11 protein-coding genes are annotated in these 14,280 nt (G+C 68.4%); 3 read left to right on the forward strand and 8 right to left on the reverse strand.

From position 1 onward, the window contains the following. Genes CXR42_RS05895 through uxaC form a run of 3 tightly spaced genes read right to left on the reverse strand, consistent with a single transcriptional unit; the run spans position 1 to position 2,985 of the window. Positions 1-522 carry a TRAP transporter small permease gene (locus CXR42_RS05895; protein ID WP_180995972.1) on the reverse strand — a complete coding sequence of 174 codons (522 nt, stop codon included), beginning with the start codon at positions 520-522 and terminating at the stop codon, positions 1-3. Positions 523-574: 52 nt separating this feature from the next. Next, positions 575-1,555 (reverse strand): TRAP transporter substrate-binding protein, encoded by a 981-nt coding sequence (locus CXR42_RS05900; protein WP_103256513.1) that lies wholly within the window; start codon positions 1,553-1,555, stop codon positions 575-577. 23 nt (positions 1,556-1,578) lie between these two features. Further along, positions 1,579-2,985, reverse strand: a complete 1,407-nt coding sequence (gene uxaC, locus CXR42_RS05905) for a glucuronate isomerase (protein ID WP_103256514.1) — start codon at positions 2,983-2,985, stop codon at positions 1,579-1,581. 134 nt (positions 2,986-3,119) lie between these two features. On the opposite strand from uxaC, the gene CXR42_RS05910 reads away from it, so the two are divergent. Together CXR42_RS05910 and CXR42_RS05915 are read left to right on the forward strand one after the other, a co-directional pair. Continuing rightward, positions 3,120-3,818 (forward strand): GntR family transcriptional regulator, encoded by a 699-nt coding sequence (locus tag CXR42_RS05910; RefSeq protein WP_103256515.1) that lies wholly within the window; start codon positions 3,120-3,122, stop codon positions 3,816-3,818. Then, positions 3,819-4,721, forward strand: a complete 903-nt coding sequence (locus CXR42_RS05915; RefSeq protein ID WP_103256516.1) for a sugar kinase — start codon at positions 3,819-3,821, stop codon at positions 4,719-4,721. On the opposite strand, the gene CXR42_RS05920 is transcribed toward CXR42_RS05915, so the two are convergent. From CXR42_RS05920 to CXR42_RS05930, 3 genes are read right to left on the reverse strand one after another with little or no spacing between them, the layout of a single operon-like run. Next, on the reverse strand, positions 4,718-5,170 hold the full coding sequence (locus tag CXR42_RS05920; protein ID WP_103256517.1) for a ferritin-like domain-containing protein: 453 nt from the start codon (positions 5,168-5,170) through the stop codon (positions 4,718-4,720). The two genes, CXR42_RS05915 and CXR42_RS05920, sit on opposite strands and share 4 nt — an antisense overlap. Next, positions 5,160-7,262, reverse strand: a complete 2,103-nt coding sequence (gene glgX / locus CXR42_RS05925; RefSeq protein WP_103256518.1) for a glycogen debranching protein GlgX — start codon at positions 7,260-7,262, stop codon at positions 5,160-5,162. The genes CXR42_RS05920 and glgX overlap by 11 nt, the downstream gene beginning before the upstream one ends. A gap of 2 nt (positions 7,263-7,264) precedes the next feature. After that, positions 7,265-8,485 carry a sugar phosphate nucleotidyltransferase gene (locus CXR42_RS05930; protein ID WP_103256519.1) on the reverse strand — a complete coding sequence of 407 codons (1,221 nt, stop codon included), beginning with the start codon at positions 8,483-8,485 and terminating at the stop codon, positions 7,265-7,267. A gap of 458 nt (positions 8,486-8,943) precedes the next feature. Between CXR42_RS05930 and CXR42_RS05935 the strand changes: the two genes are divergently transcribed. Then, positions 8,944-10,794, forward strand: coding sequence for a divergent polysaccharide deacetylase family protein (locus CXR42_RS05935; protein ID WP_103256520.1), 1,851 nt, complete (start codon positions 8,944-8,946; stop codon positions 10,792-10,794). Between the two features lie 81 nt (positions 10,795-10,875). On the opposite strand, the gene trpE is transcribed toward CXR42_RS05935, so the two are convergent. Then, positions 10,876-12,384 carry an anthranilate synthase component I gene (gene trpE / locus CXR42_RS05940; protein ID WP_103256521.1) on the reverse strand — a complete coding sequence of 503 codons (1,509 nt, stop codon included), beginning with the start codon at positions 12,382-12,384 and terminating at the stop codon, positions 10,876-10,878. Continuing rightward, on the reverse strand, positions 12,384-14,258 hold the full coding sequence (locus tag CXR42_RS05945) for a peptidylprolyl isomerase (protein WP_103256522.1): 1,875 nt from the start codon (positions 14,256-14,258) through the stop codon (positions 12,384-12,386). Before CXR42_RS05945 ends, trpE begins: the two co-directional genes overlap by 1 nt. Between the last annotated feature and the right edge of the window lie 22 nt (positions 14,259-14,280).

Below are 14,280 nucleotides of genomic sequence, written 5' to 3' on the forward strand. Positions count from 1 at the left end.
TTACTCCGCCGTTTGGGTTTCGCCGAAGCGTGCCGTGGGCAGGCCTGCCGCCCGCCGCGCCAGCCGCTCCAGCGAGAAAAGGACGATCAGCGCCCCGCCGCCCAGGATCGGGGCAAAGTCGATGGCGCCGGTGATGCCCAGCGAGGGCAGCTTGATGTTCCAGGCCGACCCGGCAAGCTGGCCGCCGTACCAGACCATCCCGATCCCGAAGCCGGTGACAGCAAGGTCCGAGATCGAGAACAGCCACAGCCGCGCCCGTTGCGGCAGGACGTGGATCAGGATGTCGAAGGACAGGTGATACCCCTCGCGGATGCCGACCGCAGCACCCAGGAAGATGAACCAGCCCATCAGGATGACGGCCAAGGGCTCGCTCCAGATCAACGAGGAGTTGAGGCCGTAGCGAAAGACGACCTGCGCGGCAATGATCGCGGTCATCAGGACCAGCGCCGCCCCCGCCACCCACAGGGCAGCCGTCGCCAAAAGGCCCAGGACATGGGCCAGCCGTTTCATGACGTCCTGCACGATCTTCCCCCGTTGGATCGGGCGGCCTGACGCGGCCGCCCGGTTGGTCAGGTCACTCGACCGCCTGGATGCGGGTCACAAGGTCCTGCAGTTTCGGCGTGTTGGCGTGCTTTTCATAGACCGGGACCATCGCCTCGATGAACGGGGTCTTGTCGATGTCGCTGATGATCTCGACCCCGGCGGCGCGGACCTTTTCTTCCGACTCCTTCTCGCGCGCGGCCCAAAGCTCGCGGTTCACGGGCATCGAGTCCTTCGCAGCCTGGCGCAGGATTTCCTGGTCCTCGGGCGACAGCTTGTCCCAGCTGACCTTGGACATGACCAACACTTCCGGCACGATCAGGTGCTCGTTCAGCGTGTAGTAACCCGCGACCTCGAAATGGCCCGAGGATTCGAAGGACGGCCAGTTGTTCTCGGCCCCGTCGATGACGCCGGTCTGGATCGCGGAATAGACCTCGCCATAGGGCATCGGGGTCGCGTTGGCGCCCAACGCGCTCATCATGTCGACGAACACGTCCGACTGCATGACGCGGACCTTCATCCCCGCCAGGTCCTCGATCGACCGGATCGGCTTTTTCGAGTTGTAGAAGCTGCGGCTGCCGCCGTCATAGAAGGCCAGCGCCACAAAGCCATGCGGCTCGAACGCAGCCGCGATTTCGGCCCCGATGTCGCCGTCCATCACCTTGTGCATGTGATCGACCGACCGGAAGATGAACGGCAAGGAGACGACCTTGGTCTCTTCGATCAGGTTGTTGAACGGCCCCATCGAAACGCGGTTCAGGTCGATCACGCCGAACTTGGTCTGTTCGATGGTGTCCTTTTCCTCGCCCAGCTGGGCCGAGTGGAACACCTCGACGCAGATGCGCCCCTCCGTGCGTTCCTTGACCATCTCGCCCATCTTCTGCACCGCCGAGACGGTGGGATAGCCGTCGGGATGGGTGTCGGACGATTTCAGCGTCACTTCGCATTCGGCGAAGGCGGCGGTGGACAGGGCGGCGGTGGCCAGCAGGGCGGCCAGAGTGGTTCTGAGTTTCATTATGGGTCTCCTCCTCGTGTTGGTCAAAGTCGGTAGGCGGCTTTCGCCAGCCCGTGGGCCAGCAATGGGGCCAGCGTGAACGCCTCCTCGCGGTCAAGCCGGCCGGTGGTGACAAGGTCGGCCAGCCAGGCGCAGTCCACCCGGCGGGCCATGTCGTGCCGCGCCGGGATCGACAGGAAGGCGCGGGTATCGTCGTTGAAGCCGGCGGTGTTGTAGAAGCCCGCCGTCTCGGTCGTCATCTCGCGGTAACGGCGCATCCCTTCCGGGCTGTCGTGGAACCACCAGGCGGGGCCGAGTTTCAATGCCGGATAGACGCCCGCCAGGGGCGCAAGTTCGCGGGCATAGGCGGTTTCATCCAGCGTGAAGAGGATGATCGTCAGCCCCGACTCCATCCCCACGGCGTTCAGAAGCGGGCGCAGGGCGGCGACGTAATCGGTGCGGCCCGGGATGTCGAAGCCCTTGTCCCGACCGAATTGCCCAAGGATTCCCGCATGATGGTTGCGCCGGCTACCGGGATGCAGTTGCAGGACAAGGCCGTCCTCCAGGCTCATCCTGGCCATTTCGGTCAGCATCTGGCCGCGGAAGGCGTCGGCCTCCTCGGCCGTGGCCTGGCCGGTGCGCACACGGGCAAACAGCACCTCGGCCGCGCCGGGCGACAGGTCCTCGGTCCGGGCGGTGGCGTGGCCGTGGTCGGTGGCGGTGGCGCCCATCGTCTTGAAGAAGGCCCGCCGCGCGCGGTGGGCGGCAAGATAGCCCTGCCAACTGGCGGTATCCTCGCCCGTGATCTCGGCCAGGCGGGCCAGGTTGGCGGCGAAACCGGGGAAATCCGGGTCCACCACGGCATCGGGCCGATAGGTCGGCACCACCCTGCCCGTCCAGCCCGAGGCGCGGATCGCGGCATGGTGGCCTAGGTCGTCCAGCGCGGAATCGGTGGTGGCAAGGACCTCGATATTGAACCGCTCGTACAGCGCGCGGGGCCGGAACTCCGGGGTCCGCAGGGCCGCGTCGATCCGGTCGTAGTAATCATCCGCATTGGCCGCCGACAGGCGCTGGTCGAAGCCGAAGATCGTCTGGAACGCGTGGTCCAGCCACATCCGCGACGGCGTGCCGGCGAAAAGGTGATAGTGCGCCGCGAACAGCCGCCAGATCTTGCGCCCGTCGGTTTCGACCGGCCCGCCATCGGCACGCGGCACCCCAAGGTCGGTCAGCGCCACGCCTTGCGACGCCAGCATCCGAAAGACGTAGTGATCGGGCGTGACAAACAGCTGCGCCGGGTCCGGGAAGGCCGCATCGCCCGCGAACCAGGCCGGATCGGTATGGCCATGCGGGCTGACGATGGGCAGGTCCTGCACCGCATCATACAGCGCACGCGCCAGATCGCGGGACGCGGGATCGGCCGGAAACAGTCGGTCTGGATGCAGGATCGGCAACTGACACCCTCCCCCTGGCGCAGTCTGGAATGCGAGTCACCTTGGGAGAACTTTTTCGACTAGTCAACTAATATTCCAGTTGCCGCCCGCCCGGCCCCCGATTAGGTTGACCCCAGGAACAGGGGAGATGTGCGATGCCGGGCAATGACGCGCTCAGCGTGCTGGAGCCGATCCAGCGGCCCTCGATCGCCGATTCCGTCTTTGACGAGTTGCACCGCCAGATCCTGCGGCTGGAACTGCCGCCCGGCACCAAGCTGTCGGAATTCGACGTGGCCCGCGCGCTTGGCGTGTCGCGACAGCCGGTGCGCGATGCCTTCTACCGGCTGTCGAAGCTGGGCTTCCTGACCATCCGCCCACAGCGCGCCACCACCGTCTCGGCCATCTCGGAGCGCGCGGTGCTGCAGGCCCGCTTCATCCGCATGGCGATCGAGCTGGAGACCGCCCGCGTCGCCTGCCAGACCCTGACCGAGGCGGATTTCCTGGCGATGGAGGCGATCCTGGCCCAGCAGGAACGCGCCGTGGCCGCCCGCGATCCCGCCGCCTTCCACGATCTGGACGACCAGTTCCACCGCGAGATCTGTGAACGCGCCGGCGCGGGCTTTGCCTGGGAAACCGCGCGCGAGATGAAGTCGCACATGGACCGCGTGCGCTATCTGTCGCTGTCCTTCGCCTCGGAACGCGCCTTCCTTGAACACAAGGATATCCTGGCCGCGATCCGCGCCCGCGACCCGGACCGCGCGGCGCAGATGGTGCGGCTGCACCTGTCGCGCATCCTGGACCAGATCGTCCGCATCCGCGCCGAGAACGCCGCCTATTTCGCCGACGAGGGCTGAATGACCCGCATCGTCAGCATCGGCGAATGCATGGTGGAACTTGCCCCCGCAGGCGATGGCCACTTTGCGCTGGGCTATGCCGGGGATACGTTCAACACCGCCTGGTATCTGCGCCGCCTGCTGCCGGCGGATGTGGCGGTCGATTACCTCTCGGCGGTGGGCCAGGATGCGGTGTCGGACCGGATGCTGGGGTTCATGGCCGCCGAATGGATCGGGACCGCGCATGTCCGCCGGGTGCCAGGGCGCAGCGTGGGGCTCTACCTGATCCAGGTGGACAAGGGCGAACGCAGCTTTGCCTATTGGCGGTCCACCTCTGCCGCGCGGGGCCTGGCAGATGATCCGGCCGCGCTGGCGGCGGGGCTTTCGGGGGTGCGGCTGGCCTATCTGTCGGGCATCACCCTTGCCATCCTGGCACCCGACGCGCGGTCCACGCTTCTTTCCGCCCTGCGCATGGCGCGGGCCGCGGGAACCGTCGTGGCCTTCGATCCGAACATCCGCCCCGCGCTTTGGCCCGACGCCAACCAGATGCGGGACGCCCTGACCGAAGGTGCGGGCCTTGCCGACATCACCCTGCCCTCGTTCGAGGATGAGGCCCGGCACTTCGGCGACCCCACGCCGCAAGCCACGGCCGAACGCTATGCCGCGCTTGGAGCAGGGCTGGTCGTGGTCAAGGATGCGTCCCGGCCCGTGCTGGCCTTGCAGGCGGGGACGCTGACACATCATCCCCTGCCCGCGCCGGTCGCGGCCCCCGTCGACACCACCGCCGCCGGCGACAGCTTCAACGCGGGCCTCCTGTCCGGCTGGCTGGACGGCGCCCCGCTGGCCCAGGCGGTGGCGGCAGGCGCCAGCCTTGCAGCAAGGGTCATCGCCGCCCCAGGCGCGCTGGTGCGCACGGCGGTCTAGTCCAGATCCCGCGTTTCGGCCAACAGCGCCTCCAACTCGGTGCGCAGGTTGGCGATCGAGGATTTGACCACCGGGAACGGCACGCCGCTTTCGGCATCGCGGTAGGCGGCCAGGACGTGATCCTCGCCGTTGCGGACCTGATCCATCACGTCCTCGTCGATCTCGTCAAAGAAGGCGCGGGCGGTGACCACCAGACGGTTCACGCTCGCCATGAAGGTCCCGTCATCGTCCGGCGTGCGGCCATGCTGCTGCAAAAGCGTCGACAGCGCCGCCGCATGGGCCCGGTGCAGATCGCGGAACCGCGCCGCGGTGGCGCGGAACTGGGGTTCGGCCTTGTCCACCATGACCTCGAACCCCGCCAACGCATCGACCGTGCGGGTATGGGCCAAGGCCAGACTGTCCAGCGCGGCGTCGTCCATCGTCTGAAGGGGGGTAGGATCAAGTTGCATCGTCAGGGCTCCTTTTCGGGGGAAGCAGGGGGTCGCGGATCAGGATCAGGACCGACTGGCCCGGCACCAGGACCTGGCCGCTGGCATTGCCCGAGACCGTCACCGGGTCTTGCGAGGAGGAGAGGCGCAATTGCCACTCGCCCTCGGGCAGCGTGGCCTCGGCATCGTCGCCGGCGTTCAGCCAGACCAGAACCTCGGGCGCTTCGGCCCGCCACAGCTGGAAGCCAAGGCAGGCCAGACCTTCGTCCTGCCAGTCCCCATCCTCCATCGCCCGGCCGGCCGGGTGCAGCCAGGCCACTTCGGGCCGGTCGCCCGACCCGTGGCCGGGCGCCACGGCAAAGCGGGCATCGGCCAGGCGTAACTCGCCCCGCAAGTGGATCATTGCGGCGGTGGCGGCCAGAAGCTGGGGATTGGTCTTGGACCAGTCCAGCCAGGTGATCTCGTTATCCTGGCAATAGGCGTTGTTGTTGCCCTGCTGGGAATGGCCGATCTCATCCCCGGCCAGCAGCATCGGCACGCCCTGCGCCGTCAGAAGCGAGGCCAGCATCGCCTTGGCCCGCCGCATCCGGCCATGCAGGATATCCGGATCGTCGGTCGGCCCTTCCGCCCCCATGTTGTGGCTAAGGTTGTGGTCGTGGCCGTCGCGGTTGTCCTCGCCATTCGCCTCGTTGTGCTTGTGGTCGTAGGACAGCGTATCCCACAGCGTGAACCCATCATGCGCCGCCAGGAAATTGACGGACGAGGTCGCGGGCCGCCGCGAATGGTGGAACTGCGTGGGCGAGCCCAGAAGGCGCTGCGACAGCCGCCCCAGTTTGCCCGGATCGCGCCGCCAGAAGGCGCGCAGATCATCGCGGGCCTTGTCGTTCCACTCGCGGAACGGCCAGGGAAAGCCGCCGACCTGATAGCCGCCTTCGCCGATGTCCCAGGGCTCGGCGATCAGCTTGACCTGACGCAGGACCGGATCTTGCCGGATCGCGGTCAGGAACCCGCCGTCCCGTTCAAACCCCTGGCTTTCGCGGCCCAGGGTCGAGGCAAGGTCGAAGCGGAAGCCGTCGACATGCATCACCTGCACCCAATAGCGCAATGAATCCAGCACCATGCGCAGCACCATCGGATGCGCCACGTTCAGCGTGTTGCCGCAGCCCGTCGTGTCGAAACTGTGCCGGGGATTGTCGGCCAGCAGGTAATACGAGCGGTTGTCGATCCCCCGGAACGACAGGGTCGGCCCCATCTCGTTACCTTCGGCAGTATGGTTGTAGACCACATCCAGGATCACCTCGATCCCCGCCGCGTGAAAGGCGCGGATCGCGCGCTTCATCTCGGCCGGGTTCCCGGTTTTCAGGTAAGGCCGGTGCGGGGCGAAGAACGACAGCGTGTTGTAGCCCCAATAGTTGGTCAGTCCCTTTTCCTGCAGATAATGGTCCTGCGCGAAGGAATGGACCGGCAGAAGCTCGATCGCTGTCACGCCCAGGGCCTTCAGGTGATCCACCACCGCCGGGGCGCCAAGGCCGGCAAAGGTGCCCCGGTCCGCCTCGGGCACCGAGGGATGCAGCTTGGTCAGGCCCTTCACATGCGCTTCATAGATCACCGTCTCTTCCCAGGGCCGGGTCAGCGCCCGGTCGGAATCCCAGTCGAAATCCGGGTCGGCCACCACGGCCTTGGGCACGAAGGGCGCGCTGTCGCGGTCGTCACGCTCCAGATCCGTGCCGCCCGCAGGATAGCCATAGACCGCCTCGTCCCAGACCAGATCGCCCACCAATTGCCGGGCGTAGGGGTCCAGGACCAGTTTCGCGGGGTTGAAGCGGTGCCCCTCCTCGGGCGCGAAGGGGCCGTGGACGCGGTAGCCATAGGCCTGCCCCGGCCGCACGCCCGGCAGGTAGCCATACCAGATCCCGCCCTCCATCTCGGGCAGGTCATGGCGCGCCGTTTCGACCGCGCCGTCGTCCGAGTAGAGGCAAAGCTCCACCCGCTCGGCATGGTCTGAAAAGAGGGCAAAGTTCACCCCCTCGCCATCAAAGGTCGCGCCCAGATTGGCCGGGCTGGCGCGCGAGCGGTCGAACAGCCCCGGCGCGGTCTCCAGTCGTTGCAGCATGGTCAGCGGCTCCGCGCCAAGGTGGGTCGGCCCGGCAGAAGCACCGGCCCCGGTTGCAGCAGGGCGCGGCGGGCCAGCATCTGCGGCGTGACCAGGACCGTGCCATCCGGCGTTACCCGGAACCACAGCGCGTCCTCCTGCGGGTCGTGGCCCACGGCCAGCCCGTCCGGCAGGCGGGTGCCCGGCGCCAGGATCACGCCGCGCAAGCGACAGTCCTCGCCCACCCGCGCGCCAGGCATCAGGACAGAGTCCACAACCTCGGTCCGGTCCTGCAACGCGGGCGCCAGGGGCACAACCGCACCCGCGTCGTCCAGCGCGGCACTGGCCTCGCGCAGCGCAGGCACCAGCCGCGCAGCCGGAACCGGAGGAACCGATGGCAGCGGACAGGGCACTGCGCCGTCAAAGGCCAACCAGGTTGCCCGGAACGCATCCAGCGTCCCCACGTCGCGCCAGAAGAACGCCCCGCCATCCGGCGCCGTGCCGCGCACAACCTGCACCTCGCCCTCGGCCACGGCGGCGGGCAGGATGTCATGGCCAAAGTCATGCGTGCTGACAGGATCGGCCGCATCGCGCCGCAGACGTTCGCGCAACCACCGCCAGTCAAAGACATAGATCCCCATCGACACCAGCGCCCGGTCCGGCTCTCCGTCGATGGCAGGTGGCCGCGCGGGCTTTTCCACAAAGCCGGTGACACGGCCATCGGCGCGGGCCTCGATGCAGCCGAAGGCGCGGGCCTCGGACAGGGGCACCACATCGGCGGCCAGGGTGACGGCCGCCCCCGCAGCCCGGTGGGCGGCGATCATCGGCTGGTAATCCATCGCATAGACGTGGTCGCCCGACAGCACGATCACCTCCCGCGGGGACAGCGCATCGATCTCGGCCGCGTTCTTCCACACCGCATCCGCCGTCCCGGCATAGCACCGCTCGGCCATGCCGTGCCCCGAGGCCCGGCGCAGCCGCAGCCCGGTCCCGAACTCGGGCCGCCAGCAGCGGTTCAGATAATCCTCCAGCGGGTCGGCGCAGTACTGGGTGGCGACCAGCACCTCGGACAGGCCCGACCGGCGCAGGTTTTCCAGCGTGAAGTCCACGATCCGGTTCCGCCGCCCGAACGCCACCGCAGGCTTGGCCAGGTTGTCCGTCAACTCATGCAGCCGCGATCCCCGACCGCCCGCCAGCAGAATCGCCACCGGAGTATTGGGCATCGCGCGACCAGCGACCGACATGGGCGTTCTCCTGCTTCTTGAATGGATGTGTCCGGCCAGGGGCGGCCTGCAACCTTGCGGAGAGTGAACCCGCAAGACCTGCGAAAGGTTCCCGACCGGGTGCCGGAAACGCCGCGCCACCCGCGCGCCGGCGGCAAGACGCCGACCGGCGCACGCCCCTCCCCCGACCGGGGCTGGCAGGGCGCGAAAAGCACTCGCGCACGGGTTGCGTCTTGCGCCCCTGTCGCCCCGTGGCGCCCGTTGCCGGTTGACCGGGGCAATCGGGGCCGGGGCAAAGCGGCCACGGCGGCGCAACTTGTTGACGCGACCGTGAAAAAGGGGTGAAGCAGGCCAAGCCGCAGGCTATACTGCGGCCGAACGGATGACGGGCCACCCTGGGCGGTGGCAAGCTGTCCAATGGATCAAGGGTCCGCTGGGCCCGAGAAGCCCCTTGGACGGGCACAGGAACGGAGGCGACATTGGTCGGCAGATTCATCCTTGGCGCGATTTTCGGTGGTGTCGTGGTGACGGGCGGCCTGGTGGTCGGGGCGGCGCTCTTCCCGCCGCGCGATACGGTCGCCAATGCCAATGCCAACCCCGAAGTCACCGCGCCCGAGCCGGTGGTGCAACCCGAACCCAAGGTCGAACTGGCCCAGGCCGAAGCGCCCGAGCCGACTCCGCTGCCCGAGCCTACGCCCCTGCCCGAGCCGACGCCTCTGCCCGAACCAACCCCGCCTCCCGAGCCGACTCCGGTTCCCGAACCGACCCCCATTCCAGAACCGACCCCCATTCCAGAACCAACCCCGGTGCCTGAACCGACCCCCATCCCTCCGGCCGAAAGTTCCGTGGAAACGCCGGTGACCGAACCTGCGGCCACCGCAGACAGCGAAGGCGTCACCCCGGTCGAGCCTGCGGCCGAAGGTTCAGCCGCAAGTGACCCGGCCCCGCAGACAGGGGCGGATACGGCAACGCTGGCGCAGCCCGAAACCCTGATGCCCGTGCCGCCGAAGGAAATGGGCCAGGCACCGGCACTTGCGGACGCCACGCCCGAAATTGCGCCCTCAGACGCGGCGCCAGAGGCCGCTCCCGAAACGGCGCTGACCGAAACGCCCGTCGACGCGCCGGCCGAGACCGAGATTGCCCAGGCCTTGCCCGAACCCGTGCCTCCTGTCGAACCGCCGACCCCGGAACTGGCCCCGCAGCCACCCGTGGCCGAGACCCCGGTCGAGGCGCCCGTGGACGCCCCCGCCCAGCCCGAGTCGCTGCCGGTCGATCCCGAGGCCCCGGTGGAGGAAACTCCGGTAGAGGAGCCCCCCAGCGCCGAGACCCCTGACCCCGAGGCCCCTGATACCGGGACAGACGCCCCCGACGCCCCCACGGATGAGACCCCCGAATCCGGCATGGTCCCGCTGCCCGAAGCGCCGGCCGACCGCCTGCCCGGCGCCGTCGCCAGCGAAATGCCGGGCACCCGGCCCGCCGGATTGCCGGGCACTGCGCCCGAGCCGGACAGCGCACTGGTCGTCCCGCCCGAACCGGCACCCGGCCTCTCTGGCGCAGCCGAAGGCGTCGTCGTCGGCCGCCTGCCGCGCATCGGCGCCACCCCCGAACCCGATCCCGCGACCGAGCCTGCGACTGCCGAGGTCGCACCAACCGACGACCGCCCGCTTGCACAATACGCCGCCGCGTTCGAGAATCCCGATGCCAAGCCGTTGGTGGCGATCGTCCTGATCGACAGTGGCGCGGCCGATCTGGACCGCGCGGGCCTTGCTGCCCTGCCCTTCCCGGTCAGCTTCGCGCTGGACCCGCTGGACCCGGCCACGCCCGAACGGGCCGCACTTTACCGCTCGGCGGGCAAGGAAGTGGTGATGCTGGCCACCGGCCTGCCCGAAGGGGCGCAAGCCTCGGATGTCGAGGTCGCCTTCCAGTCGATGGCGCAGAACCTGCCCGAGGCGGTGGCCGTGATGGAGCTTGCCGCGCCGGTGTTCCAGAACAACCGGCCCCTGGCCAGCCTGGTGGTGCCGGTCATCCAGGGCCAGGGTCGCGGACTGGTCACATGGGACGCGGGCCTGAACGCCGCCGACCAGGTCGCCCGGCGCGAGGATGTGCCTGCCGCCACGCTGTTCCGCGATCTGGCCGCCGGCGGGACCGACCGCTTTGCCCTGCGCCGCTCGCTGGAGCGGGTGGTGTTCAAGGCCGGCCAGGAGGGCCGCGTCGCGGTGGCGGCCGCCGCCACGCCCGAACTGGTGGCGGGCCTGCTGGAATGGACGATCGAAGGGCGCGGTGCGACCGTTGCCCTGGCTCCGGTCACCGCAGTCCTGACGGTGGAATGACGCAAAGGCGCGGCGGCGGGGTCAACCCTCGCCGCGCCTCACCGGGATCCCCGATTTTTCGCAGGAAAATCGTCGCCGGGGCTACAGGTTACCGCGCCCGGCGAAGCGACCCGCATCCTCGGCCGCGCGGCGCAAGGCGTTGGATTTGTTGACGGTTTCCTGATACTCCGCCTCGGGGTCGCTGTCATAGACCACGCCCCCGCCGGCCTGGATATACAGCGTCTCGTCCTTCAAGACCGCCGTCCGCAGCGCGATGCAGAAATCCATCTCGCCATTGGCCGCGAAATACCCGACGCCGCCGCCATAGATCCCGCGCTTTTCCGGTTCCAGCTCGTCGATGATCTCCATCGCCCGCACCTTCGGCGCGCCCGACACGGTGCCCGCAGGAAGCCCCGCTAGCAGCGCCGACAGCGCATCCTCGCCGTCAGCAATCTCGCCCACCACGTTCGACACGATATGCATGACGTGGCTGTAGCGTTCGATGATGAAGGTCTCGGTCGGGCGCACGGTGCCGACCTTGGCGACCCGGCCCACGTCGTTGCGGCCCAGGTCCAGAAGCATCAGATGCTCCGCCCGTTCCTTGGGATCGGCCAAGAGGTCCAGCTCCAGCGCCTTGTCCTCTTCCACCGTCGCCCCCCGCTTTCGCGTTCCGGCGATGGGGCGCACCGTCACCTCGCCGTCGCGCAGCCGCACCAGGATTTCAGGGCTGGCGCCGACGACCTGAAAGCCGCCGAAGTTGAAGAAGAACATGAAGGGCGACGGGTTCGTCCGCCGCAACGACCGATACAGCGCAAAGGGCGGCAGCTTGAAGTCCATCGCCCAGCGCTGGCTTGGCACCACCTGAAAGATGTCTCCGGCCCGGATATACTCCTTGGCCTTCTCGACCGCGGCCTTATAGCCGTCATGCGTGAAGTTCGACCGCGGCGCCCCCGCCACCGCCGCATCCCCCAAATCGCGCGCCGCCGAGGGCGTCCGGTCCAGATCGCGCAGCGCGTCCATCACCCGCTCTGCCGCTTGCGCATAGGCCGCCCGGGCCGTCAGACCCGAGGCGACCCAGGCCGGCGAGACGACGGCCACATCGCCCTTCACCCCGTCCAGCACCGCGATGACCGAAGGCCGCATCAGCACCGCATCCGGCACGCCCAGTGGGTCGGGGTTCACGTCCGGCAGATGCTCCACCAGCCGGATCATGTCATAGCCAAGATAGCCGAACAGCCCGGCGGACACCGCTGGCAGCCCCTCGGGCATGTCGATGCGGCATTCGGCGATCAGGGCGCGCAACGTCTCCAGCGGATGGCCCGGCAGGTCGGTGAAGGCCTGCGCGTCAAAGCGCGCCTCGCGGTTGATGCGGCTGGTCTCGCCCCGGCACTGCCAGATCAGGTCCGGCTTCATCCCGACGATGGAGTAGCGGCCCCGAACCTCGCCCCCCGTGACCGATTCCAGCATGAACGTGTCGGCGCGCGCATCGCCCAGCTTCAGCATCAGACTGACGGGCGTATCCAGGTCCGCCGCCAGACGGGCCCAGACGATCTGGTTGCAGCCTTGGTTCCAGGCGGCCTCGAACTCGGCAAAGGTGGGCGACAGTTGCATCACGGCAGGCTCGCGTGGATGCCGTTGATCATCGCCTGGTCCAGGGTGACCCCGGCCTCGGTGGTCAGGGCGTTGGTGAAGGCGGCAAAGGCGTCGGCGGCGATGGCTTGCTCGGCCTGCCGCGCCAGCGCGTCGCGCAGGGCCAGCGCCTCGTCGCCCTCGGTCGCGGCGGGCTGGATGCGGTCCAGCTTGACGACCCCGACGAAGCCGGGGCCTTCCACGACCTCGACCGCGCCCTCTTCCATCTGAAAGACACCCGACAGCAGCGTCTCGGGCGCATTCGCGACAAAGCCATCCCGAGCGATTTCCGGCGTCACCTCGACGATGCCGAATGTGCCAATCGCAGCGCCCCCTTCGATCTCGGCCATGATCTCGGCCGCGCGGGCGGACAGGGCCGCAGTCAGCGCGTCCTGCCGCCAGTCCGCAACCACCTGATCGCGCGCCTCCTCGAACGGGATCGGCGCGGCGGGCACCACCTCGTCCAGCCGCAGGGCGACGACGCCGCCGTCCTCCAGCAGGATGGCTTCGGCGAAATCGTCCTGCTGCACGGCTTCGGCGGCCTGACGGAAGGCGGGATAGCCCTCGATCACCGCCTCGCCCTGCTGCGATGCCACAAAGTCCAGCGTCGCGATGTCCAGCGCCGCCTCCTTGGCCAGATCCTCCAGCGAGGCACCACCGGCCAAGAGGTCGTCGATCAGTTCCACCTTGTCCGCAATCTCGCGCCGGGCGGCATCGGTCTGGATCTCGATGGCCAGCATGTCGCGCGCCTGATCAAAGGTCGTCTCTTCCGCCGCCAGCACCGTGACGACGCGGAACAGCGCCGGGCCAAGATCGCTGGGCAGCGGGCCGACTACTGCGCCGTCTTCGGCGCTGAACACGGCCTCGCCGGCCTCGCCCAGATCGTCGCGGGTCACGTCGCCCAGATCGATCGCCTCCAGCGTCAGGCCGCGCTCGGTCACCAGATCCTCGAAGGTCGTGCCGGCATCCAGCTTGGCGCGCGCGGCATCCGCTGCGGCCTGATCGGGATAGATCAGCCGCTCGACCAACCGACGCTCGGGCAGGACGAATTCGTCGATCCGGTCCTCGTACATTTCCTTCAGCAGCGCGTCATCGACCGGCTGGTCCTTGGCGATGGCCTCGGGCAGCAGTGCGGCATAGGTGATCCGCTTCGCCTCGGGCTTGGTGAACCGGTCCAGATGCGCGTCGTAATGCGCTTTCAACGCCTCGTCGGTCGGCTCAGCCAGGGGCGCGGTCAGGTCCGCCTCGGTCAGACGCAGCATGGAAAAGCCGCGCCGTTCACCGATCCAGGCGTACAGCGTATCGGTCAGCGCCGCCGGGGCCGCAAAGCCGCCGACCACCGCGCCCTGCATCAGCTCACGCGCCACGTCGCGGCGCAGGTTGGTCTCGAACTCGGCCTCGCTTTGATTGGTGCGGTCCAGCTGAAAGCGATAGGCTTCGCGGTCAAAGCTGCCCGAGATGCCCTTGAACGCATCCATCCCCATCAATTCGGTCGCCACGACCTCGTCGCCGACCGACAGGCCGATGCGGTCGGCCTCATTGTCCAGCGCAGCGCGGGTGACCAGGCCCTGCAGCACCTGCCGGTCGATCCCGAACGCCAGCGCCTCTTGCGTCGAGATCGGCTGGCCGATCTGCTGCGAGAATTGCGCCACCTGGTTCTGCAAGGCGCGGGCATAGTCGTCGGTGGTGATGTCCACCTCGCCCACGCTGCCGACGCGGGTGACCCCGCCCGAGAAGCTGGTGACGCCAAAGCCCCCCAGACCCAGGATCAGCATGGCCATCATCAGCCAGACGGCGGCCTCCTTCACCTTGCCTCTGGGGCGTTTCGCGTCCTCGTGGTCGGGGGTCTTGGCCATGGGTCTGCCTTTGGATCCTGTC

The sequence above is a fragment of the Tabrizicola aquatica genome (assembly GCF_002900975.1).
Classification (GTDB): domain Bacteria; phylum Pseudomonadota; class Alphaproteobacteria; order Rhodobacterales; family Rhodobacteraceae; genus Tabrizicola; species Tabrizicola aquatica.

Coding starts and splice junctions, on each gene's coding strand:
- CXR42_RS05920 (WP_103256517.1), bottom strand. CDS start 5,170: ATGCAACTTGATCCTACCCCCCTTCAGACGATGGACGACGCCGCGCTG.
- CXR42_RS05915 (WP_103256516.1), top strand. CDS start 3,819: ATGACCCGCATCGTCAGCATCGGCGAATGCATGGTGGAACTTGCCCCC.
- CXR42_RS05900 (WP_103256513.1), bottom strand. CDS start 1,555: ATGAAACTCAGAACCACTCTGGCCGCCCTGCTGGCCACCGCCGCCCTG.
- CXR42_RS05910 (WP_103256515.1), top strand. CDS start 3,120: ATGCCGGGCAATGACGCGCTCAGCGTGCTGGAGCCGATCCAGCGGCCC.
- CXR42_RS05930 (WP_103256519.1), bottom strand. CDS start 8,485: ATGTCGGTCGCTGGTCGCGCGATGCCCAATACTCCGGTGGCGATTCTG.
- glgX (WP_103256518.1), bottom strand. CDS start 7,262: ATGCTGCAACGACTGGAGACCGCGCCGGGGCTGTTCGACCGCTCGCGC.
- trpE (WP_103256521.1), bottom strand. CDS start 12,384: ATGCAACTGTCGCCCACCTTTGCCGAGTTCGAGGCCGCCTGGAACCAA.
- CXR42_RS05945 (WP_103256522.1), bottom strand. CDS start 14,258: ATGGCCAAGACCCCCGACCACGAGGACGCGAAACGCCCCAGAGGCAAG.